23 protein-coding genes are annotated in these 21,197 nt (G+C 50.4%); 1 reads left to right on the top strand and 22 read right to left on the bottom strand.

What is annotated here, in order from left to right; all coding sequences use genetic code 11:
• Window positions 1-222, top strand: a 222-nt coding sequence (locus OYT88_RS19530) for a hypothetical protein (RefSeq protein ID WP_274402042.1), incomplete at its 5' end; no start/stop codon positions are given.
• 54 nt (window positions 223-276) lie between these two features.
• On the opposite strand, the gene OYT88_RS19525 is transcribed toward OYT88_RS19530, so the two are convergent.
• The 22 genes from OYT88_RS19525 to OYT88_RS19420 all read right to left on the bottom strand — a co-directional run bounded on the left by OYT88_RS19525 (window position 277) and on the right by OYT88_RS19420 (window position 21,177).
• On the bottom strand, window positions 277-585 hold the full coding sequence (locus OYT88_RS19525) for a hypothetical protein (protein WP_274402041.1): 309 nt from the start codon (window positions 583-585) through the stop codon (window positions 277-279).
• Window positions 586-654: 69 nt separating this feature from the next.
• Entirely contained in the window at window positions 655-2,151 is a 1,497-nt protein-coding gene (lysS, locus tag OYT88_RS19520) for a lysine--tRNA ligase (protein ID WP_274402040.1), read from the bottom strand.
• 143 nt (window positions 2,152-2,294) lie between these two features.
• Window positions 2,295-3,293 (bottom strand): tRNA dihydrouridine synthase DusB, encoded by a 999-nt coding sequence (gene dusB, locus OYT88_RS19515; RefSeq protein ID WP_274402039.1) that lies wholly within the window; start codon window positions 3,291-3,293, stop codon window positions 2,295-2,297.
• 28 nt (window positions 3,294-3,321) lie between these two features.
• On the bottom strand, window positions 3,322-3,525 hold the full coding sequence (locus OYT88_RS19510; protein WP_274402038.1) for a helix-turn-helix domain-containing protein: 204 nt from the start codon (window positions 3,523-3,525) through the stop codon (window positions 3,322-3,324).
• A complete protein-coding gene (gene folK, locus OYT88_RS19505) occupies window positions 3,477-4,358 on the bottom strand; it encodes a 2-amino-4-hydroxy-6-hydroxymethyldihydropteridine diphosphokinase (RefSeq protein ID WP_274402037.1) in 882 nt (293 codons plus the stop codon). Before folK ends, OYT88_RS19510 begins: the two co-directional genes overlap by 49 nt.
• Window positions 4,351-5,121, bottom strand: a complete 771-nt coding sequence (gene folP / locus OYT88_RS19500; protein ID WP_274402045.1) for a dihydropteroate synthase — start codon at window positions 5,119-5,121, stop codon at window positions 4,351-4,353. Before folP ends, folK begins: the two co-directional genes overlap by 8 nt.
• A gap of 332 nt (window positions 5,122-5,453) precedes the next feature.
• Entirely contained in the window at window positions 5,454-6,374 is a 921-nt protein-coding gene (cysK, locus tag OYT88_RS19495) for a cysteine synthase A (protein ID WP_274402036.1), read from the bottom strand.
• Between the two features lie 159 nt (window positions 6,375-6,533).
• Window positions 6,534-7,409 (bottom strand): Hsp33 family molecular chaperone HslO, encoded by an 876-nt coding sequence (gene hslO / locus OYT88_RS19490; RefSeq protein ID WP_274402035.1) that lies wholly within the window; start codon window positions 7,407-7,409, stop codon window positions 6,534-6,536.
• An 18-nt stretch (window positions 7,410-7,427) separates the two neighbouring features.
• On the bottom strand, window positions 7,428-8,198 hold the full coding sequence (locus OYT88_RS19485) for a type III pantothenate kinase (protein WP_274402044.1): 771 nt from the start codon (window positions 8,196-8,198) through the stop codon (window positions 7,428-7,430).
• A gap of 99 nt (window positions 8,199-8,297) precedes the next feature.
• Window positions 8,298-10,337: an ATP-dependent zinc metalloprotease FtsH gene (ftsH, locus tag OYT88_RS19480; protein ID WP_274402034.1), complete on the bottom strand. Its 2,040-nt coding sequence runs from the start codon at window positions 10,335-10,337 to the stop codon at window positions 8,298-8,300.
• A 174-nt stretch (window positions 10,338-10,511) separates the two neighbouring features.
• Window positions 10,512-11,051: a hypoxanthine phosphoribosyltransferase gene (gene hpt / locus OYT88_RS19475; RefSeq protein ID WP_274402033.1), complete on the bottom strand. Its 540-nt coding sequence runs from the start codon at window positions 11,049-11,051 to the stop codon at window positions 10,512-10,514.
• The gene (gene tilS, locus OYT88_RS19470; RefSeq protein WP_274402032.1) at window positions 11,048-12,487 is read right to left on the bottom strand and encodes a tRNA lysidine(34) synthetase TilS; all 1,440 of its coding nucleotides are present in this window, start codon (window positions 12,485-12,487) and stop codon (window positions 11,048-11,050) included. Before tilS ends, hpt begins: the two co-directional genes overlap by 4 nt.
• Window positions 12,488-12,563: 76 nt before the next feature.
• A complete protein-coding gene (gene prkT, locus OYT88_RS19465; RefSeq protein ID WP_274402031.1) occupies window positions 12,564-13,514 on the bottom strand; it encodes a serine/threonine protein kinase PrkT in 951 nt (316 codons plus the stop codon).
• On the bottom strand, window positions 13,483-14,217 hold the full coding sequence (locus OYT88_RS19460; protein WP_274402030.1) for a vWA domain-containing protein: 735 nt from the start codon (window positions 14,215-14,217) through the stop codon (window positions 13,483-13,485). Before OYT88_RS19460 ends, prkT begins: the two co-directional genes overlap by 32 nt.
• Before the next feature lie 96 nt (window positions 14,218-14,313).
• The gene (gene spoIIE / locus OYT88_RS19455) at window positions 14,314-16,797 is read right to left on the bottom strand and encodes a stage II sporulation protein E (protein WP_274402029.1); all 2,484 of its coding nucleotides are present in this window, start codon (window positions 16,795-16,797) and stop codon (window positions 14,314-14,316) included.
• A 270-nt stretch (window positions 16,798-17,067) separates the two neighbouring features.
• A complete protein-coding gene (locus OYT88_RS19450; RefSeq protein ID WP_274402028.1) occupies window positions 17,068-17,472 on the bottom strand; it encodes a S1 domain-containing RNA-binding protein in 405 nt (134 codons plus the stop codon).
• A gap of 67 nt (window positions 17,473-17,539) precedes the next feature.
• Window positions 17,540-17,920: an FtsB family cell division protein gene (locus tag OYT88_RS19445; protein ID WP_274402027.1), complete on the bottom strand. Its 381-nt coding sequence runs from the start codon at window positions 17,918-17,920 to the stop codon at window positions 17,540-17,542.
• Window positions 17,921-17,930: 10 nt separating this feature from the next.
• Entirely contained in the window at window positions 17,931-18,509 is a 579-nt protein-coding gene (gene yabQ, locus OYT88_RS19440; RefSeq protein WP_274402026.1) for a spore cortex biosynthesis protein YabQ, read from the bottom strand.
• Window positions 18,506-18,811, bottom strand: a complete 306-nt coding sequence (gene yabP / locus OYT88_RS19435; RefSeq protein WP_274402025.1) for a sporulation protein YabP — start codon at window positions 18,809-18,811, stop codon at window positions 18,506-18,508. Before yabP ends, yabQ begins: the two co-directional genes overlap by 4 nt.
• A 79-nt stretch (window positions 18,812-18,890) precedes the next feature.
• Window positions 18,891-19,145 (bottom strand): RNA-binding S4 domain-containing protein, encoded by a 255-nt coding sequence (locus tag OYT88_RS19430; protein ID WP_274402024.1) that lies wholly within the window; start codon window positions 19,143-19,145, stop codon window positions 18,891-18,893.
• Entirely contained in the window at window positions 19,142-19,417 is a 276-nt protein-coding gene (gene hbs, locus OYT88_RS19425; RefSeq protein ID WP_274402023.1) for a non-specific DNA-binding protein Hbs, read from the bottom strand. Before hbs ends, OYT88_RS19430 begins: the two co-directional genes overlap by 4 nt.
• Before the next feature lie 137 nt (window positions 19,418-19,554).
• The gene (locus OYT88_RS19420; protein ID WP_274402022.1) at window positions 19,555-21,177 is read right to left on the bottom strand and encodes a putative polysaccharide biosynthesis protein; all 1,623 of its coding nucleotides are present in this window, start codon (window positions 21,175-21,177) and stop codon (window positions 19,555-19,557) included.
• Between the last annotated feature and the right edge of the window lie 20 nt (window positions 21,178-21,197).

Genomic DNA, 21,197 nt, shown 5'->3' with positions numbered 1-21,197 from the left:
TTCGGATCCGCAGATCCGTTGTTTCCGTGTTTGATTCCTCAGCTGTTTGAATTGATTGAAGGGTGGGCCCCTTCTCAATTGCGCTTGGCTTTTGTTCAGTTTTCAAGGAACATTCGCTTCGTCGCTTCTATGGGCGACTTATCTATTTTATCAACAAAAATCATTGATGTCAATAAAAATTTTACTGAAACATCTCGATTGATAACGATAAAAAAGATATAACTAACTGCCGCATCAAAACGACCTTTTCAATTATAAATAGATTGTCGAAAAAAGTCAACGGCCTTTTTTATTTGAAAAGCGATTTCTCAACAATATAAAAATACTACCAACATTCCCCTTCTTTGTCAATGAAACATGAAATAACGACACTGTTAATTTAACAGACGCCGAATTCTTTGTCATAGTATGGAAAATCTGCCCCTGTTCTTTATGTTCACCAGAGCCGGCCTGCCTAAAGGGGCTTCTCCCTTTCGTCCGGCCGGCTCGACCTTTGTTAAGGCAGATCGGCGCATCGATCCGGCCCAATACATTCGTCGCTTTTTCATTGCTTTCCCGGGGAGCTGCTTGAAATAAAAAATCCACCTTTCTCCAAAAACTGCAGTTTGGGGATAGGTGAACTGCCGGTCATTCAAAAGAGGCCGGTATCGCCGGTTAATTGTCCTCTCTTGTCCGCATCTGCGGAAAAAGGAGAACATCGCGAATAGAAGCTGAATCGGTCAGAAGCATAATCAGACGATCAACGCCGATGCCCAGTCCTCCGGTCGGCGGCATGCCGTACTCCATGGCTTCCAGAAAATCTTCGTCAATCACCTGAGCCTCATCGTTTCCTGCTTCTCTTTCTTTCATTTGTTCCACAAAGCGTTCGCGCTGATCGATCGGATCATTGAGTTCACTGAATGCGTTGGCGTATTCTCTGCCGACAATGAACAGCTCGAAACGGTCGCTGAAGCGCGGATCTTTGGGATCCTTTTTTGCAAGCGGAGAGATAACAATCGGATGTCCATATACAAAAACCGGCCCAATCAGCGTCTCTTCAACCTTTTGTTCAAAAAATTCATTGACCACATGTCCATAAGTCATATCGCCCTTTACTTCTACCCCGTTTTCGGCGGCCAGCTTTCGTGCGTCTTCATCGGACATTTGCGGCCAGAAATCGACTCCCGTGGCTTCTTTAATGGCGTCAACCATGTGCACGCGTTTCCACTGCGGTTTCAGATCCACCTGAACATCGCCGTACGTGATTTTTGTCGTTCCCAGCACATGTTCGGCAACGCCGGAAATCAGATTTTCGGTCAGCTGCATGATATCGCGCAGATCATCATACGCCGCGTAGAGTTCGAGCATCGTAAATTCGGGATTATGTTTCGTGTCAATGCCCTCATTCCGGTAGACACGGCCGATTTCATAGACCTTATCGAAACCCCCGATAATCAGCCGTTTCAGGTGCAGTTCAATGGCTATTCGCATATAAAGATCCATATTCAACGCATTGTGGTGGGTAATAAACGGCCGTGCGGCCGCGCCCCCGGGAATGGAATGCATCGTCGGCGTCTCCACTTCAAGGTAATCCAGACGATCCAGATAATCGCGAATCGCCTTGATAATCCTGCTGCGCAAAACAAATGTTTTTTTGACTTCAGGGTTCATGATCAAGTCAAGATAGCGTTGCCGATAGCGCTGTTCAACATCCTTCAGCCCGTGAAACTTATCAGGAAGAGGCCGCATCGCTTTCGATAAAACAGCGAATTTCGTAACTTTTATAGAAAGTTCGCCGACATGTGTCTTAAATACCGTACCTTCCACGCCGACGAAATCACCGATATCGATGTGTTTGAAGATTTCATACTGATCATCTCCGACGCTGTCCTTGCGCACATAAAGCTGGATTCTTCCGCTGAAATCCTGCATATCGGCAAAACCTGCTTTGCCTTTTCGCCGTTTGGCCATCAGACGGCCGGCCATCGTAACGGAAACAGCCTTCGCTTCCAGTTCTTCCGCCGCCATTGAACCGTACAAGGTACGTATCTTTTTCGTATCATGCGAGCGATCAAAATGACCGCCAAACGGATTTATGCCCTTTTCAATCAAAATTCTCAGCTTCTCATGCCTTGCCTGAAGCTGATCGGTCAGATCTACTTCCTGACTCATTTTCTTCCAACCTCCAGTCATTATCGTGTCACGCCAATGCTTGTCCGCATGCGGAAGATCATCTGTAAATACAAAGAAAACTGCCAGCAATACCACCGGCAGTCTGATATCTATCCGAATTATAGAGAATTTAAGAAATACTGTCAACCATACACGACTGCATCAGCCGCTTCCTCCGCTTTGCGGGCAAACGCGTGCAGCAGCAAACGAAGTTCATCCGCAGTTTCGCAGAGATTGATTTTCTTTCTGACGTCATTCCCGCCGCGCAGCCCTTTAACGTACCAGGCCGCATGTTTTCTCATTTCCAGAACCGCAATATGTTCCCCTTTCAACTTGATCAGCTGGTCCAGATGAAGCAGGCAGACGTCGATCTTCTCTTTTGCCGTCGGCTCGTCAGGCAATTCGCCGTCTTCCAGATATTTCACCGTTCGGTACAGCATCCACGGATTCCCGAGCGCCCCGCGGCCGATCATGACCCCGTCCGCCCCCGTCGTCTCCAGCATGCGCCGCGCATCCTGGGGCGTCCGCACATCACCGTTGCCGATAACCGGGATACTGACAGATTCTTTGACCTGCCGAATGATCTCCCAATCGGCGCTGCCCTCGTACATCTGGACCCGCGTTCGGCCGTGCAGCGCTACAGCCTGTCCGCCGGCACGTTCAACGGCCTGCGCATTCCGGACTGCATAGATGTGACCGTCGTCCCATCCTTTGCGCATCTTCACGGTCACCGGTTTATTGACCGCATCGACAACGGCGGATACCATTTCATATATTTTATCCGGATCCAGCAGCCACTTGGAACCGGCATCGCATTTAGTAACTTTGGGCACAGGGCAGCCCATGTTAATGTCGATGATGTCCGCATTTGTCTGCTGATCCACATACTTTGCCGCCTGAACAAGCGTTTCTTTCGATCCTCCGAAAATCTGCAGACTAAGCGGCCTCTCCCGGTCGTCAACATAGAGCATATCCAGCGTTTTTTTATTGTGATGGATAATCCCGCGGTCGGCGACCATTTCCGCACAGACCAGTCCCGCACCGAAACGCTTGGCAATCAGCCGGAAAGCCGAATTGCAGACCCCGGCCATCGGTGCCAGAACAACCTGGTTTTTCAACGTGATCGGTCCTATTTTCAGCATCCCGTCACCTCTCCTTTTCTTGAATCTTTTATAATCTTTTCATTTCATCAACAGATATATCCAGCTGGCCGCAGACCCGCTCAATAAACTCCGCCGTCGGTTTACGGCTGTCTCTCTCAACCTCTCCCAACAGGGATAAAGATATTCCCAGTTCCTTAGCCAGTTGAACCTGTGTGTACCCCTTTAATTTACGAAAAGCCCGAATTCTCCTTCCCCATTGTTCGCTTTCCATAACCGCACGCCCCCTTTTTGATCGAGATTCTGCCACAGGTCGGTCACTGAGCGGTTGACTCCCGGCACAACCAGATGCGGAGCAATCTCAAACAGCGGTCGGAGGACAAAGGCGCGGCGCGCCATTTCCGGGTGAGGCACGGACAGCTTTTCCATGTCAATCGCGTCCTGATTATAAAGCAGAATATCAAGATCGATCGTTCTCGGTCCCCAGTGGATCTCCCGCTTCCTCTGAAGTTCCGCTTCAATCTGCTGAATCTCCATAAGCAGCGCCATGGGAGGCAACAATGTTTCAACCAGGACCGCCATATTTAAAAAATCGTCCTGCTGTACGGGGCCGTACGGATCCGTTTCATAAATGGATGAACAGCGGACCACGGTTATGTTTGCTGCTACATCCATTTTTTCCAGCGCCCGCTTTAGAAAAAGCGCCCGGTCGCCGACATTTGATCCGAGCCCGATATAAACGGAGGATCGGCGTCTTTCGATCTCGACGGACACCGAATCATAGTGCCCGGCAATCGGCGGATCCGGCTTGACAACCCTTACATGGCAAACCTCCGCTCGCGGGAAAGCGTTCAGCAAAACCTTTGCGACCTTTTCCGCCACGGCCTCAATAAGCTTAAAACTGGGCCCCTCCACAACGTCCCTGACGAGTCCGTAGATTTTCGCATAATTAATCGTCTGGCTCAGACTGTCGCTTGTTCCGGCACCGTAAAGATCAACAGACAGCCAGACGTCTACAAAAAAACGCTGGCCGATTTTCTTTTCTTCCGGCAATGCGCCGTGATAACCATAAAAGCGCATCCCGGTCACGGCGATTTTATCAACCACGATGACCCCCCCGCAGCATGGTGTCCATCATTTTCGCCATGCGCACCATGGGCAGCACGTCGTGGATACGCATAATCTGGCAGCCTTTGGCAATGCCAAGGCAAACCGTCGCTCCCGTTCCTTCCACGCGATGGTCAACCGTGACATTCAGGGTTTTGCCAATAAAGCCCTTTCTCGAAGTACCCAGTAAAATCGGATAGCCGAGTTCATGAAAATCCTCCAAGTGGTTCATAACAATCAGATTCTGTTCATAATCTTTGGCGAATCCGATTCCCGGATCGAGAATGATCTTTTCCGGTGCAACTCCCGCATCGAGCGCCAGGCGAATACTGACGCGCAGATCTTCTTTCATATCTTCTATAATATTGTCATACTGAGTATTGTGACGATTGTGCATGAGAACAATCGGAGCCCCGTATTCGGCCGCCACCTTTGCCATATCCGGATCGGCCTTGGCACCCCAGACATCATTGATAATATCCGCACCCGCGTCAAGTGCCCGGCGTGCGGTCTCCGCCTTGTAAGTATCGATTGATATCGGAATATCCGTGCGCATTCGAATGGCCCGAATCATCGGAACCACGCGTCCGGCTTCTTCTTCAACAGATATCGGCGTATAACCGGGCCGCGTTGACTCGCCGCCGACATCGACAATATCTGCTCCGTCGCGTTCCATTTCCGCGACATGCTCCACGGCTCTGCCGATCCGATTAAACCTGCCTCCGTCTGAAAATGAGTCCGGTGTAACATTTAAAATTCCCATAATGACTGTTTTTTCACGATAATCCAGAACTTTGTCTCTTACTTTAAGCAGATGGTAGGGTGAAACACGCAACGTATCAACAGACAACCCGATACCCCCCTGAAAAGATCGACTTTTGAATCTATTATTTAACATAAACATAAATAAGTATAGCACAGATGCCCCTTACCTTCTGAAACGAGCAGTCAAGACCCGGCTTAATGGCCGATCCGGATACGTTTCACAGAACGTTCAGCTCCGGCCGCATCTAAAAAAAGAGGACCCGGTTGCCCGTGATCCTCCCGCTTTTTTAATTGTGTCCTGACACCGTACGGAAAACCTTCCGTCTCCGCTCAGTCTTCGGTCTGATAAAGAGATGTGCTGAGATATCTTTCCCCGTTATCCGGAACGATAACAACGACTTTCTTTCCCTTGCCCAGCTCCTTGGCCACCTGAACGCCGGCGTAAATTGCCGCACCGCCGGATATACCGGCGAGAACGCCTTCTTTTTTGCCGGCAAGGCGGGCATATTCAAAAGCCTGTTCATTGGTGACGTCGATCACTTCATCGTAAATCTCAGTATCCAGAGTGTCGGGGATAAATCCGGTCCCGATACCCTGAATCTTATGCGGACCGCCCTTGCCGCCGTTAAGTACCGGAGAGTCCTTCGGCTCGACAGCCACAACTTTGATATTTTCGAACCGTTCTTTCAGCGCTTTTCCGCTGCCGCTCAGCGTTCCGCCCGTACCGACCCCGGCAACGAAGGCATCAAGCGAGTCAAAAGCATCAGCGATTTCCTTGCCCGTCGTCAAATAGTGAATCTGCGGATTGGCAGGATTCTTAAATTGCTGAGGAAGAAAATAGCCCTTCTCTTTGGCCAGTTCCTGGGCTTTCGCAATGGAACCCTTGATAGCCTGAGAGCCCGGAGTCAGGATCACTTCCGCACCGTAGGCTTTGAATAATTTGCGCCGTTCAATACTCATCGTTTCCGGCATGACGAGAATGGCTTTATAGCCCTTGACGGCCGCAACAAGCGCCAGCCCGATACCCGTATTTCCGCTTGTCGGTTCAATAATCGTGTCATTCGGCTTCAGCTTGCCTTCCTTTTCAGCTGTTTCGATCATCGCCAGAGCGATTCGGTCCTTCACACTGCTTCCCGGATTAAAGTATTCCAGTTTGGCGTAAAGTTCCGCATCGTCCTCCCCCGTCAGATGATTCAGCCGGACAACCGGCGTTTTTCCAATCAATTCGGTCACTGAGTTTGCAACTGTCATGACTTGTCTCCCCTTTGTTTGTAAAATCGGAGTCAGCATCTCTGTTTTTGATTCCATAGTAACAACGTTCTATTCCTACGTCAATTTTTCCGGCCGGCCGCCGACCCGCGGCGCTCTGTTTCATCTAGTGATGATTAGTAAAACGGAGGTTGCCGGCATTTATTTATCGATAAGCATCGCTTTCAATTCATCCTCAGTGAAATGGTACACCGTCTCGCAAAAGTGACAGACAGCATCCGCTCCGTGATCCTCTTCAATCATCGATCGGACCTGCGCACGGCCGAGGCCGGCAAGCGTACGGCCGAATTTCTCCTTTGAACAGGTGCAGTGAAAATGTACCGGTACTTTCTCAAGCACCCGATAATCAGCGTCCGGGAACAGATCGGCAAGCAGATCGGCCGGCGTGCGGCCGGCATCAATTAATCGCGAGATCGGCGGAATCTCCTTGATCCGCTGCTCGATTTTTTCGATGACGGCGTCTTCCGTATCCGGAAGCACCTGAATCAGGAAACCGCCCGACGCTTTGACCGTATGATCGGGATTGACCAGCACGCCGACGCCGACGGCAGAAGGAATCTGTTCGGAGCGGGCAAAGTAATACGTGAAATCATCACCGATTTCACCGGAGACCAGCGGAACACGGCCCGTAAAATTGTCTCTCAGTCCCAGATCCCTGACCACGCTCAGAAAGCCGTCCGAGCCGACGGCGCGCGCAACATCCAGTTTTCCGTATTCATTCAGGTCGAAGTGCACCTCGGGATTGGTCACATAGCCGCGAACGTTACCCTTTGTGTCCGCATCGGCGACGATCGCGCCGATCGGGCCGCCGCCCTGAATCGTGACCGTGATTTTTTCATCCTCCTTCATCTGTGCGCCCATCATCATCGTCGCCGTCATTGTCCGGCCCAGTGCCGCCGAAGCGGTCGGCCACGTCTGATGGCGACGCTGAGCCTCACGGATTGTTTCGGTGGTCACCGTCGTCATCACTCTGAGACGATCACGGCAGGCCAGCGCTTTGATTAAATAATCGCTCACCGTTATGCCCCTCCTCCTTTATTCCCGCACATTGCGACGATAAATCAGATAGAGTCCCTTCAACGTTAAAAGGGGATCGACGTGATCGATCACATCTGTTTCATTTGAAATCAGAGAACAGAGCCCTCCGGTCGCGACAACAATGGGCGTCAATGCAGACCGTTTTTTCATGCGTGTTACGATCCCTTCCACCTGACCGACATACCCGAAAAGGACGCCGGACTGCATCGCGTGAATCGTGTTGCGGCCGACGATATGGGGCGGCTTGGCAATTTCGATTCTCGGCAGTTTGGAGGCCTTTTCGTAAAGCGCTTCCGTCGAGATGTTGATGCCCGGGGCAATGGCACCGCCGATATAATCGGCTTTCTCATCAATATAAGAGTAGGTCGTCGCCGTCCCGAAATCGATAACAATGATCGGCACCTGATAATCGTGAACAGCGGCAACCGCATTGACAATGAGATCGGCCCCGATTTCTTTGGGATTATCGTACTTCAGGTTCAGTCCGGTCCGGATGCCCGGGCCGACAATCAGGGGCTTCACATGAAAATACTTCTCGCACATTCTTTCAAGTGCGAACATGATCGACGGGACAACCGACGAGATCGCCACACCGTTGAAATCCGCAAAAGACAGCCCGCTGTACTGAAATAGGTTGTTTATGAGCATGGCGAACTCATCTTCCGTCTTTTCCCGGTCCGTTGAAATCCGCCAGTGATGAACAAGCCGGCCGTCGTCAAAAGCGCCTGTTACAATGTTCGTATTCCCGACATCGCATACAAAAATCATGTTTATCATCACCAAACCATCATTTTCTAATCATTTAAAAAAAAGAGGCACCTCCCGTTGCGGAAACGCCTCCTCTATTGTGCCATGGTCACGGACCGGTCAGATTTTCCTGTCATCCGGATGATCCGCGTCGGAAATCTGCGGATTGGCTTTGTCCGCTTTAATATCCGGATGAATATCGTCCTTGGGATGTATATTCACCTTAAGATTCACCGAATCATCGCCGGAACGTCCGTCTGTCGTTTCTCCGGACGGCTGCCCATGGTTCGCATCCCTGTCATCTTCCTGATAGCCATAGCGGTTCTTGCTCGGTTCAATGTATTTACCTGTTTCATAGAGCGATTTAATCTGTTCTTTATCCAGAGTCTCGACTTTCAGCAGGGTCCGTGCAAGCAGTTCAAGTTTATCGCGCTGTTCCAGCAGAATCTGCTTGCATCGTGCGTACTGTTCTTTTACAATCCGCTGGACTTCGGAATCAATTTCAAAGGCAATTGTATCGCTGTAATTTTGATCATTCTGCAAATCGCGGCCAAGAAAAACCTGCCCGTTGTCGTTGTTGCCAAACTGCATCGGACCCAGTTTCTCGCTCATGCCGAACTCGGTGACCATGCGGCGGGCCAGATTCGTCACCCGCTGCAGATCATTGCTGGCGCCCGTCGATATCTCGCCGAATATAACTTCCTCGGCAACACGTCCGCCAAGCAGCCCGACGATTTTCTCAAGCAATTCCGGTTTTGTCATGAAATAGCGGTCTTCCTTCGGCAGAGAAACCGTATATCCCCCGGCCTGCCCGCGCGGAATGACCGTTACTTTATGCACCTCATCCGCCCCTTCAAGCGCCAGGCCGATGATCGTATGACCGGATTCATGGTAAGCAACAATTTCCTGCTCCTTTTTGGAAATCACCCGTGACTTTTTGGCTACACCGGCAATGACCCGTTCAACCGCTTCATCAATATCTTCCATGTTGATCACTTTTTTATTGGCGCGGGCGGCAACCAGAGCCGCCTCATTAAGCAGATTCTCCAAATCGGCGCCTGAAAAACCCGGCGTCAGCTTAGCGACCGTCTTCAGATCAATATCTTTTGCCAGCGGTTTATTGCGTGCGTGGACGCGCAGAACGGCTTCACGCCCCCGGAGATCAGGACGGCCGACAGGAATCTGGCGGTCGAACCGGCCGGGACGCAGAAGCGCCGGGTCCAGAATATCCGGACGGTTTGTCGCCGCAATGATGATAATCCCTTCATTTGCACCAAACCCGTCCATCTCGACAAGCAGCTGATTCAGCGTCTGTTCACGCTCATCATGGCCGCCGCCCAGTCCGGCCCCTCTCTGACGGCCGACGGCATCAATTTCATCAATAAAAATAATACATGGTGAATTTTTTTTAGCTTGATCAAACAGGTCACGAACACGAGAAGCACCGACACCGACGAACATTTCCACAAAATCCGAGCCGCTGATAGAGAAGAAGGGAACGCCCGCCTCTCCCGCAACAGCACGGGCCAGCAATGTTTTACCGGTACCGGGAGGGCCCTCCAGCAAAACGCCTTTTGGAATACGGGCACCCAGTGCGACAAATTTTCTCGGGTCTTTTAGAAAATCAACAATCTCGATCAATTCCTGCTTTTCTTCATCCGCACCGGCGACATCCTTGAACGTCACTTTCTTTTTATCCTCGGAATAAAGCCTTGCCTTGCTTTTCCCAAAGTTCATGACGCGGCCGCCGCCGCCCTGTGCCTGATTCAGCAAGAAAAAAATCAGAAAAAATATAATCGCAAACGGAATCAGCGTCGTTGCAAAATTAACCCACCCGTTTGTCGACTGAGCCGGTTTAACATCCACATTATATTTATTTGCCAAATCGGTAATCTGTCCGACCGCTTTTTCACTGGCGGGGATATAGGCCTTAAACGTCGTGTTTGCGTCATAATTTTTCAAACGCCCCGTTACGGAATAAACGCTGCCTTCGGGTTGGAGGGTCATGTCTTTAACGTTGCCGCTCACCAGATTTTGCTGAAAAGCGCTGTATGTCATCGGCCGCACACTTCGGTTCGTGTCCGTCAGCCAGCTGACGATGCCGATAATAACAAGAAAAATAAATAAATATATGATGATATTCTTAAAAAGTCGATTCATCCCTTACCTCCTCCCGCTCTAAACGAAACCTTACTTAATAGTATCATACACAGGTGAAAAGCCTCAAGCAATTTGTTACAGGGGGCAGTGAAACCAGCCGTCTCACAGACCGGCAGCGGCTTCCCGCGTCTGTACTGCCGCGCAATCCTTGTCCCCGTTATATATGTAACTCCTCTATCCATTGTATATTTCCGGCTTCAGAATCCCGATAAAGGGAAGATTGCGGTATTTTTCCGCGTAATCCAGCCCGTAGCCGACAAGAAAAGCATCCGGTACTGTGAATCCGCATAAATCCGGTTTGATCGCCGTTTTTCTTCCCGACGGCTTGTTCAGCAGCGTCACAATTTTGATTGATTTCGCTTTTCGGGTTTTGAACAAATCCACTAAATAGCTCAACGTCAAACCGCTGTCAATGATATCTTCAACAATCAGGATCTCGCGGTTCTCAACGGAAGTATCCAGATCCTTGAGAATCTTCACTTCCCCTGAAGAAACCGTCGAATTTCCATAGCTGGAAACATCCATGAAATCAATTTCAACGGGAACGGTGATCTGCTTAATCAGATCGGCCATAAACGGAAGGGCTCCCTTCAGCACGCCGATGACGAGCGGAAAGCGTCCGCGATACTCTTCAGAAAGTATTTTCCCGAATTCACGGACCTTTCCCTGAATGGCCGCCTCCGTTATTAATATTTCCCTGAGGTCTTCCTTCATGCCTTTATCCTCCCAAAATCAGCAATCGGTGTAAATGTCAGTTTCAGATAGCTTGCTTCCTTTTTCTGTACGTCCGGTGAAGACCTCCATCCTTTCCTAAGAAGCGGCAGCCAGAGAACGGAATTTTCTCCGTCAACGACAAGCGGCCAGACGATACGTTTCTCCCGATCAATCTTCTCATTAATAAAAATACGCTGTATCTTTTGCGTACCTGTCATACCTTTCGGCATCATCCGGTCCCCCCGGCGCCATGTTCTCACTCTGAGGGGCCCGATTACTTGACGGTAATCAGTAATCAGGCAATCCGGACCTGAAACCGCTGTTCCGAGGCAAAATCCGTTCGGCAAAAATTCCGCATCGATGGTGCCGGCAGAGAAGGAAGTCCTGCCCGGCACTTGAAGGACAAGATCATAACTCTTGTCCTTCACCCGGGATGGGAAGCCAATCAGACAGGCCCTGTATGATTTTCTCGCCAAAAGCCCCTCCGGGAAAACAACACGACCGGAAGGCCGGTTTGAACGCAGCAGCTGCAGTAAATTTTCGATATGTATAGATTGATGCATTGGCTGTATCTTTCGGTTAGTGTAAAGATAATTTAATATTAGATGAATTATTCTCCTTTGTAAAGAATATGGAATGACTAATAAGTCCGGAATCGATATCTTTATCCAATCCGCGTTTTTCTCCAAAATAACGGTCTCCAGCCGCTGCCTGGCCAGCTCGATCAGAAACGTTTCATCTTCGGCAATCGTCTCGCTTTCATATTGAAATTTTAAATGAACGGACGGATTCTCCTTTTTCAGAAACGGGAGCACTTGTTTTCTGAACCGGTTGCGGGTATGCCTGTCCGATTCATTGCTTGCGTCGTGCCGCGGCGTAATGCCCTGCGCTGTGCAGTATGCCGCGAGTGCGGCTTTCGTCTGAGAAAGAAAAGGACGAATCAGTTCTTTGCCGGCAAAGGGACGCTTTACAGGGATCCCCGCCCTCGCAATCCCGATGCGCCCCCTGACTTCGCGCATCAGCATCGTTTCGATCTGGTCATCTCCGTGATGCGCAAGAACCAGTGCATCGGCTCTGAACTCATGAAGCGCCTCCTCATACGCCTGATAGCGCAATGCGCGGGCCGCAGCCTCAATACCCAGATTTTGTTCCTTACAGTAAGCCTGTACATCGACAGTTTTTCCTAGAAAAGCAACATGCTCTTTTCGACAAAAAGAAGCTACAAAAGCCAGGTCTTCTTCTCCTGCCGTGTCTCTCAGCCCGTGATCGACGGAGCACACGGCCAGTTCCAGCTCCCACCTTTTCCTTTTGGTCAGAAGATACAGCAGCAGTGCCATCGAATCGGCCCCGCCGCTCACGCCTGCAACGAGCCGCATGCGCGGCTGAATCAGCCCGTGCTTCCTGATAAATTGTGTCACACTTTCCTCAAAAGTCATTCTATCTTTCTCCCGCCCGGCTGTTTCGTTATTTTACTCAGTTCCTGCACCATTTATGTCTACCATACAACAAAGATTACATGACGTAAACGATAACAAAGAGAACATAGGCAGTCAAGATAAAAGAAGCCGCAAGCCAGGCCCTGTACCATCCTCCTCCGGATCCGGCACCCGCACGCCTTTTATTCCGCCGTTTTCCGGCAGCAGGAGCCTTTTGTTTCTCCATCATTCGATACAAAAGATCGCGGCGCATCTGATCGGCTGAATCATACTGTCCCTTCAGCGCCCTGGCAAGAACCGGCCGATAGGGAACAAGGAGGGGCTCTGTACGAATAATCTGAAATAGCCGTCCTTCTCCCTGCCCCTTTTTTTCAAGGCGGTGTCCGAGGGCCGCATAGATCAGGATCATCCCGCATGCAAATAAATCGTACCCCGGTTCTGCTTTACGGGTGCCGAGCCCCCAATAACCGCGATCAAAAAACGCCGTGTACTCCCTGATCGACCGCCCGATCTTCGTCGCTCCGCCAAAGTCAAGAAAACGGACAGAATACCCCGGATTCATAAGCATTAAATTTTCAGGCTTCAGGTCCCCGAATACGCAGCCGGCCTCGTGCAGTCTCTGAAGATGTTTCAGAAGCTGCACGAGATACACGGTCGCCCAGTCAAAAGATTTTTGCTTCAGCGCCTCTTGCAGCGGCATGCCTTTCAAATATTCCATGGCACAAAAGCTGATCGGGCGGCCGTTGACGATCCAGTCATCGCTGTCAAATAAAGAAGGCCCCAAAGGTTCCCCCCGGAGCGTTTCAAGTTTTTTAAGAACATTCACTTCCGAAATAAGCGAAGCACGGTCTTTCGCCATTTTAACGGCTATTTCCCGGCCGCCCGAGTATGCCAGATAGACTACTCCCTGGGCCCCGCTGCCGAGCCGCCTGACAATTTGATAGCGATGTCCGTGCCATTTCCCGGTCAGCACGGTTCCCGGGGCTAACCTTAAATCACCGCGGTCTGTCATCATAGGCTTCGTCATGGGAAAGCAGGTTTCTTTTAGCCAGCTGGGAAAAACTCTTCACTGCTTCCTTTAACGCGGGCCCCGTCGGCGTGACACCATGAGTGCCGATTTTATCAAACGCCCGTTCGATGTTTTCCATGTCGGCCGTCCAGGCAGTAATCTTCTGGATTGCTTTTCTTTTCCCGGGAAATAATAAAAGGCAGAACTGATTGCTCCCCATTCGCGCCGTCAGACTCATCGACAGATCCTGCAAAGCTTCCCGTACGGTCGGCAGCTTGGATTTCATGCTGGCACTTGTATCAACAAGGATGCAGACATCCAGATTCATCGTTTCGCCCAGCTCGTCGACAACTTCCATAATTTTGCCCTGTTTTTCGGGAGAAAGATTCTCAACCGTTTCCGATTCTCCGAGAATGTCCTGAAGTTCCCGATTGATCACACCTTTAATCGTTTGTGTCATCGCCTGCTTGGTTACCATCTGGACCGTCTGCGAAAGCTGCCGGGTCTCGACGATCTGACTGATACCGCCTCCCGCAGCGGCAATCCCTTCCACCTCCTGAAGCCCGCGGCCGTCTTCGGAGTCAAATCGATCCAAAACGCCGATAACATTCACCGTGATGCCCTGTTCTCTGGCAAGTGCCGCCACCGCAACCGGATCTTCGCCCTGATTGGAGCAGCCGTCAGTGATTAATAGAATTTGTTTCAAAGTGCCTTCATGCATTGCTCCTCACACCTTCCTGAATCTAGTATCATCTTAGACAGGAAAGATTTTTTTTATACGAAGAATATAAAATCTATGAGGAGCTGCTCCGGACGGTTACTCTGCCCGGCGAAGTTCTTTTTCTTTTATACCCGCCGATATGGATGACCATTTCGGCATATGATGCTGGATGCGCGCGGCAATCACCGTCATGTCGTCTTCAATGCGTCCGTCGCCCATCCGGATCACTTCCTCAAGTATCAGATCGGCAATGGCCTGCGGATCATCCGTTTGCATTTCCCTGATTTTTCTTCTGACCCACGCCTCCTTGTTTTCAATCTGTCTGGGGGCGTCAAAGATACCGTCACTCATCATAATCAGCAGGTCGCCGGATTTCAGCTGTTCCGTCTTCACCTCCACTTCAAAATTTTCGATCATCCCCATCGGCAGATTGGCTGCATCGAGCATGATAACCCCGTTTCCCCGCTTGATAAAACTTGGATTGGAACCGATTTTCAAAAATGTCGACTTCGCATCCTGCAAATCAATCAGCGCCAGATCCAGCGTTGCAAAGATTTCTTCCGTGGAACGCAGCGACAAAATGGAATTGATCGATTTTATAGCCAGTTTTTCATGAATGCCTGAATTCAGTACTTTGGTAAGCAGCTGCAGCGTATCTCTGCTTTCCATGCCCGCCCGTTCTCCATTGCCCATTCCGTCGCTGATCGCCAGTGCGTACTTCCCAGAAGCGATTTCAAACAGCGAATAATTATCGCCCGAAACAAATCCCCCTCCGCGTGCGGCCGTGGCGACACCGGCCTCAATTTCATATGCACGCGCCGAGGCGAAGACAGCGCGGCTCGGCCCGCCCGGCAAATCGGCCGTCTGCTTTTTCTCAACACAAATATTTTCTCTCAAAATATCGGAAAGCAGAGGCGCAATCACTTTTTCGCATGCTTCATAGTGATCGCTCGGCAGAACCACCTCAATGTCGACCGCTCCGGCTTCAAGACTGTAGATTTCCACGCTTTCCACATGAATGCCGGCCCCGTTCAGATTCATCAGGATCATTTCTTCCTGCCATTCATGCAGGCCCCGCTCACGTTTCATCTCGATAGCAAAATCGCCCATGACCTGTGACACCCCGCTCAGCTGATCGGCCACAAGCCGGCGGCTTTCTTTGACAGTCCGTTTCATTCTGGCCTGCTCTTCTGCAAAAATCTGCTCGATCGAAATGGCCTCAATGGTTTTTTCAGATTTGACGCAGTGTTCCCGCCAGGCACGGCGGAGCTTGGGATTATTCGGTTTCCTTCCTCCGCGCGAAGCTTCTCTGAACTGAAGCATGAGCCTTCGGGTTTCATCATAATTTTTTACCCAGCAATGCTCTTTTTTAAAACAGTTCTGGCATGTTCTTGCGGCTACTTTGCTGAGAAAGAGATCCTCCTCCCGGCTTTCCTGTTCGGCCGGAGGATAGAAGCTCCTGGCCAGTGTCTGGAACAGGCTGGAGAACTGCTCCACTCTGCTCACCGTGGCATCCCTCAGTTTTCGAATATACTGCTGCTGTTCTTTCTGGTATTCCCGTGTACCCGGTATAAATGAAGCCAGCCGCTCCGTCACAAAGCCCGGCGTGAGGAAAAAAAGAGCAATGGCCGCAAGCGAATCAAGAACGGCGCCGCTCAGCCCCGCATACCCGTCCCCGTAAAGCCCGATCAGCAGCGTGGCAATCAGCAGCCCGGCCGATACGCCGGCCCGGCCGGCCTCCTTCAGCAATCCGCCCAGCACTCCGGAAAAGGCGAGCAGACTCATTTGATAGAGACTGGAAACGTTGCCCATACCGAGAATCAGACCGATAACCACTCCGACCGTTGATCCGATCGCCGCTCCGCCCGCATAAGAAAAAAGCAGCACAGCATACCTGGCAAAAACATAGTTGACGGAGATGCCCATCACCGTCCAGCCGATCATTCCGGAAAGAATGGAAGACAAAAGGATCACAAAGCAGATAATCTCCTCATTTTTTAATAATTTTCGGTTTATTTTTGTTGATAAAAACGGGACGCTCTGCATAAAGATAAGGGTAACCAGAAAGGCAAGAAACGCTTCGGCGGCGGCTGTCATCACATCCGTCCAGACAAGATTGAGCGAAAAAGCAGCTTTACAAATCAAACGGACGGAAAATCCGGAAGTGAGGACAAGGACGGGCAGCCATTTTTCTTCCGCTTTCCTGCTTAACGATAGAATCATCCGCCTGAGCCCGAGAAAAACGAGCAGCGCCATCAGCGCATAAAAAGCCTGTCCCACTGAAACAGTCAGTGAACCCGCCAAAGCGGCAAAAGAAACGAGCCACCTTTTTTCCCGCTTCAGCCAGAATACCATAGCAAAGAACGGGAGAACAAACGGGGTCAGGCTGGAAAGAATGACGGCCCGTCCAAGCAGAAAACCCGTCACCAGGTAAACAAAATCGATCCGAGACAGCGCTTTTACGATAAATGCGCGCACCGCTTTTATCACGCCGCCCCCTTTTTGCCTGCGGGACGGCCGTCCTTCCCTTCCATAAGCGCCAATTGTTCCTGCGGCAGAACTGCCGATTCTTTGAGCCATACGCTTCGCCACCTTCAACAAAGTATTGTATGGTTCATTTAATCATAGTCTGCCTTCATAATTTGTCAGAATTGCGAAGCATGTATTAAAAAAACTTCGACGCCGTTCATTCTTGTCGGTCAATTTAAGCGCCCGACGCCGCTTATGTCGATTCCGAATGTCTTTGCTCCGCCGCCGCTCTCTTCATTTGTTTAATAAAAAAATCAGGCAGCCTGTGCCTGATTTTTCCGTCAATCATCTATCATTAACCGCAGGAGTCCGGACTTCCTGTCATCCCCGCCGGGCACCGCGTCCGCCGCGTTTGGATTCCGTCTGACGCCTGATCGTCGAAAGCCTGTCTTCGCTTTCCTTTAAATAGTGAGAGATTTTGTCTTCAAAACTCGTTTCCTTCGTAAAACGCTTTCCTCCGCCGCGAGAATTTCTCGGTGCGTTCCTCGGTTTATCGACAGCTTTGCGGATCGAGAGCCCGATTTTTCCGTCAGGCGCGACCTGAAGCACTTTTACTGTGACTTCATCACCGATCGACAGGACATCATGAATATCCTTTACGTAACGATCCGCCACCTCACTGATGTGAACCAGCCCGGTTTTCCCGTCAGGCAAATCAACGAAGGCTCCGAAGTTTGTGATACCCGAAACTTTACCCTTCAGCTTGCTGCCAGCTTCAATTGACATAAAAAAATGCTTCCTCCTAAAATAATATCTCTAATCATTTTATTATACATAGCTAAAAAAGAGCCTGTCAATGCCCGTCAATACTGGATTTTGAAAAAATAACCTCGCCGTTTTTCGATAAAAGATAATCCCGCCTTGCCACTTCACCGATATAATTTTTATCATTCAGCAAACGAATCCGCTGCTTCAGCTGGCTGTCATACACATTCTGAGCGTTCAGGCTCTTCTCCAGCTTTGCTTTCTGAGCCAGTGCGCCGTTCAGTCTGTGCGTCTGCGCGACAAGCGAGGATACCATGAAAATGCAGACAGCAACGAAAACCACGGCAAAAGCGATCAGGCGCCGAATCAGACCCTTGCGGCGCTTCTTCTGCCTTTTTTCAATGATTTCCAAAGACTGCGCATAATCCGTGTGAAGGTGCGCCACTCGCTGAGTGCCTGCATTTTCCATTGTGATCCTCCTATCTTCGTCCCGTCAAAAAAGACACCCATTTCATCAGTTGCCGCTGTATTTGAACTGTCCGTTTCTTTACGCCGATCCGCCACTTTTCCGGCAGAAGCAGCCGAAGTACTCCGCGCAGAACCTTCATCGGAAAGATCAGCAAAAAAAACAAGATCTTGAGAACTATTCTTACTGTCATTTTACACAATAAATAGGCGAGCTTCAATAGGAAATAAAGAGGATACAGGAACAAATGATAGACCGTTTTGGCAACAAATCGCCATATTCGGACAATTGCCGAGATAATCCCTTCAAGAATATACAGGAAAAACTTTTCCAGAAAGGATTTATAAAAGGAAAAGCCGAGCGCAACCCCCAGGATGAGATACAGGCGCAGCCGTCCCTGGTTTACCGGGAGAAGCAGTGAAAAAAGCAGCACGGCCTGAATCGTCCAAAAGAGGGGATCTGTAATCAACAGGATCCAGTGCCGTTTTTTTCGCGGACGGACAAAACGCTGGTAAACCGAAAATGAAGCGCCAAGCCAGACGCCCATCAGCATCATTAGAATCAGCGATGCAAACTGTTCGTTCAGCGTCATTTAAACAGTTTGCTGAAGAACCCTTTGGACGGTTCTCCATCCTGATCGTCCAGATAACTGATCTCGAAAATTTTGCCCTCAATGGCGACCGAACCTTGCTCTACATTCAGGTTCTGCATCTTCAGCTGAGCGCCCTTAATGGCAAGATAACCCATCACGGTTTCCAGCAAAAATTCTTCATGATCGAAACTTTCGACATGCTTGACCCCGGTTATCTCTATTGTCCGGCGATTCTTAATCACAATGTCATGGTTTTGTGCGGGCTTGTCTTTGTTCGGCACCGACGTGTAGTATTGACTCATTGGACTCCCTCCTCTTTTTCTTACACTATGAGGAAGCTGTCCAATTTAGAACATCGTGCGCTGCCGGGATTCCGTGCCGTCAGTCTTCGGATTCTCCGATGATTTCGTAGAGAGAAGACGCTTCTTCTTTCTTCACCGTTTCTTTTAAAAGAGCCACGCGCACATTCATCGGCTTCTGGCCGAAGTGCAGCGTCAGCACATCGCCCGTGTTTACGGCCGAACTGGCTTTGGCAGGCTGCCCGTTGATGTCGACGCGGCCCTGATCGGCAAGTTCTTTCGCCACGGTGCGTCTCTTAATAAGGCGTGAAATCTTCAAAAATTTATCAAGCCTCATTTTTTTACGGCATCCTTCAATTTATTGCCTGCCCGGAACCCGGGTACTTTGGTAGCCGGGATTGTAATCGCTTCTCCGGTCTGCGGATTGCGTCCCGTTCGGCTTGCCCTTTCCCGGACTTCGAACGTCCCGAACCCGACAAACTGTACCTTTTCATTTTTATTCAAAGCGGAGATGATTTCACCCAGTGTTTCATTGACTACCGCTTCTGTGTCCTTCTTGGCAATTCCTGTCTTCTCGGCTACTTTCTGAATCAACTCGTTTTTGTTCATTTTACTCAAACCTCCGAATTTAAATTATCATTTCTATAAAATAGCCACAGAGATGCGTTCCGGTTTTTCTTCATTCTATCATATCTTTATTCGTGATCCTAGCTAAATTGCCCGTCTTAAGCGGCAGGGAGGACTCTTCACTCCGAAATCTTGCTTTTCTCGCTCAAATCCTTTTTATGCAGCCGGCGGCCGATCAGGGGAAGCCGTTCAAAATCACCCGAATCAAAATAACGTAAAATCAAAATCAAGATCAGAAAAACGCAGGCCCCGACCAAAGCTCCGGACAATGCGACTCCTGTTGCAAACAAGCGCGAATCGGCCAGCCTGCTTTCCCAGATGGCAATCAGCCGTTTCCAGAACAGCACGGCGACAACCATTCCGGAGGCGGCGGCGCACAGCTTAAGAATGAGACGGAACCGCAGAGCTTCAGCCAGAGACCTGCGGCGCAGACATCGGATATTCAGCCAGGCAGTCAGTGCCGTCGCGAGACAGGTAGCGGCTGCTGCTCCATTGATTGAAAAGAGCGGAATCAGCAGATAGTTGCCCGCAAGCTTGGCCGCCCCTCCGGCCGCCAGATAGAGAAACGGAAGCCACGGCCTGCCGGTTGCTTCCAGAATTCCCGAAGAAGCGAGGATCAGCGACAGGGTAAGCATGGTAAAAGCCCCCAGAGAAAAGGAAACGGTCCCGGCCGCGTTCTTGAAAAGCATGATGTTTACCTCTCTGCCGATTACGGCCAGACCGGCGGCCGCAGCCAGACCGAAAGCCAGGCTGATCTTAAGAGCAAGCGATGCCTGACGCTGAACTTCCCGTTTCTGTCTCAGGGCAGAAAGTTTGGCCAGGCCGGGGACAATCGTCGCCGTCAATGAGGCCGCGGCAATGATTCCGAACTGTGTCAGCGCATAGGCACGATCATAGATGCCGTTTTCCGTTCTCGGATCCGGAACATGCGCATGGTTTAACAACGGGATGACCGTCAACGAATCAATCAGCTGGAAAGAAACAAGCGGAAGCGCCAGCAAGGAAAAAAGGCAGCCGCTGATCAGCAGATCCTTAACCAAATGCCAGTCGATCCGCCCGGGTGCTCCCTTCGCCGTGCGGACAAACGGCGATTTTTCTTTCCGGAAGTAAAAGGAGAGAATGATCAGCGATGCTGCCGGTGCTGCCACGGAACCGATTGTAGCGGCCCGGCCGAATTGATAGGGATTCCCGTGGTGCAGAAACAAATACCACGAGGAACCGATAATCAACAGCACTCGGAGCGCCTGTTCACCGATTTGCGAAAGCGCGGTCGGCATCATGTTTTCATTTTCTCCCTGAAAATTGCCGCGTAAAACCGCAATCAGCGGAACAAATAAATAGATAAAAGCCGCAATCCTGACTAAGGAAGACAAGCGGACATCGCCCATCACTTTTGTCAGCGGAACCGCAAACAGAAACAGCAAACAGAAAAACAGGCCGCACAGAATAAACAGGGCAATGAGCGCATGTCTGCGGATCTGCGCCTCCTGCCTGTAGCCGCCGCCGTTTTTTGCTTCCGCGATAAACTTCGAGATGACAATCGGAAACCCTGTTCCGCCCAACGTGACAGCAATGGCGTAAAATGGATAGACCTGCTGATACGCATAAAAGCCGACATCCCCGGCAAGGTTCTGATAAGGAAGCCGGTAGGCCGCGCTCATGATTTTAACAAGAAATGCCGACACGGTTAAAATCAACGCTCCCCGCCAGATCGCGTGGCCCTCTTTATTTGTATCCCGCACGGCCCATTCCACCTTTATTC

The organism is Sporolactobacillus sp. CQH2019 (assembly GCF_028765345.1).
Lineage (GTDB): Bacteria > Bacillota > Bacilli > Bacillales > Sporolactobacillaceae > Sporolactobacillus.
Note: the sequence above shows the minus strand (reverse complement) of the source record. Positions and strands in the feature narration are given on the sequence as shown.

Coding starts and splice junctions, on each gene's coding strand:
- lysS (WP_274402040.1), bottom strand. CDS start 2,151: ATGAGTCAGGAAGTAGATCTGACCGATCAGCTTCAGGCAAGGCATGAG.
- dusB (WP_274402039.1), bottom strand. CDS start 3,293: ATGCTGAAAATAGGACCGATCACGTTGAAAAACCAGGTTGTTCTGGCA.
- OYT88_RS19510 (WP_274402038.1), bottom strand. CDS start 3,525: ATGGAAAGCGAACAATGGGGAAGGAGAATTCGGGCTTTTCGTAAATTA.
- folP (WP_274402045.1), bottom strand. CDS start 5,121: ATGGGAATTTTAAATGTTACACCGGACTCATTTTCAGACGGAGGCAGG.
- cysK (WP_274402036.1), bottom strand. CDS start 6,374: ATGACAGTTGCAAACTCAGTGACCGAATTGATTGGAAAAACGCCGGTT.
- OYT88_RS19485 (WP_274402044.1), bottom strand. CDS start 8,198: ATGATTTTTGTATGCGATGTCGGGAATACGAACATTGTAACAGGCGCT.
- ftsH (WP_274402034.1), bottom strand. CDS start 10,337: ATGAATCGACTTTTTAAGAATATCATCATATATTTATTTATTTTTCTT.
- hpt (WP_274402033.1), bottom strand. CDS start 11,051: ATGAAGGAAGACCTCAGGGAAATATTAATAACGGAGGCGGCCATTCAG.
- tilS (WP_274402032.1), bottom strand. CDS start 12,487: ATGACTTTTGAGGAAAGTGTGACACAATTTATCAGGAAGCACGGGCTG.
- prkT (WP_274402031.1), bottom strand. CDS start 13,514: ATGACGAAGCCTATGATGACAGACCGCGGTGATTTAAGGTTAGCCCCG.
- OYT88_RS19460 (WP_274402030.1), bottom strand. CDS start 14,217: ATGCATGAAGGCACTTTGAAACAAATTCTATTAATCACTGACGGCTGC.
- spoIIE (WP_274402029.1), bottom strand. CDS start 16,797: ATGGCTCAAAGAATCGGCAGTTCTGCCGCAGGAACAATTGGCGCTTAT.
- OYT88_RS19450 (WP_274402028.1), bottom strand. CDS start 17,472: ATGTCAATTGAAGCTGGCAGCAAGCTGAAGGGTAAAGTTTCGGGTATC.
- OYT88_RS19445 (WP_274402027.1), bottom strand. CDS start 17,920: ATGGAAAATGCAGGCACTCAGCGAGTGGCGCACCTTCACACGGATTAT.
- yabQ (WP_274402026.1), bottom strand. CDS start 18,509: ATGACGCTGAACGAACAGTTTGCATCGCTGATTCTAATGATGCTGATG.
- yabP (WP_274402025.1), bottom strand. CDS start 18,811: ATGAGTCAATACTACACGTCGGTGCCGAACAAAGACAAGCCCGCACAA.
- OYT88_RS19430 (WP_274402024.1), bottom strand. CDS start 19,145: ATGAGGCTTGATAAATTTTTGAAGATTTCACGCCTTATTAAGAGACGC.
- hbs (WP_274402023.1), bottom strand. CDS start 19,417: ATGAACAAAAACGAGTTGATTCAGAAAGTAGCCGAGAAGACAGGAATT.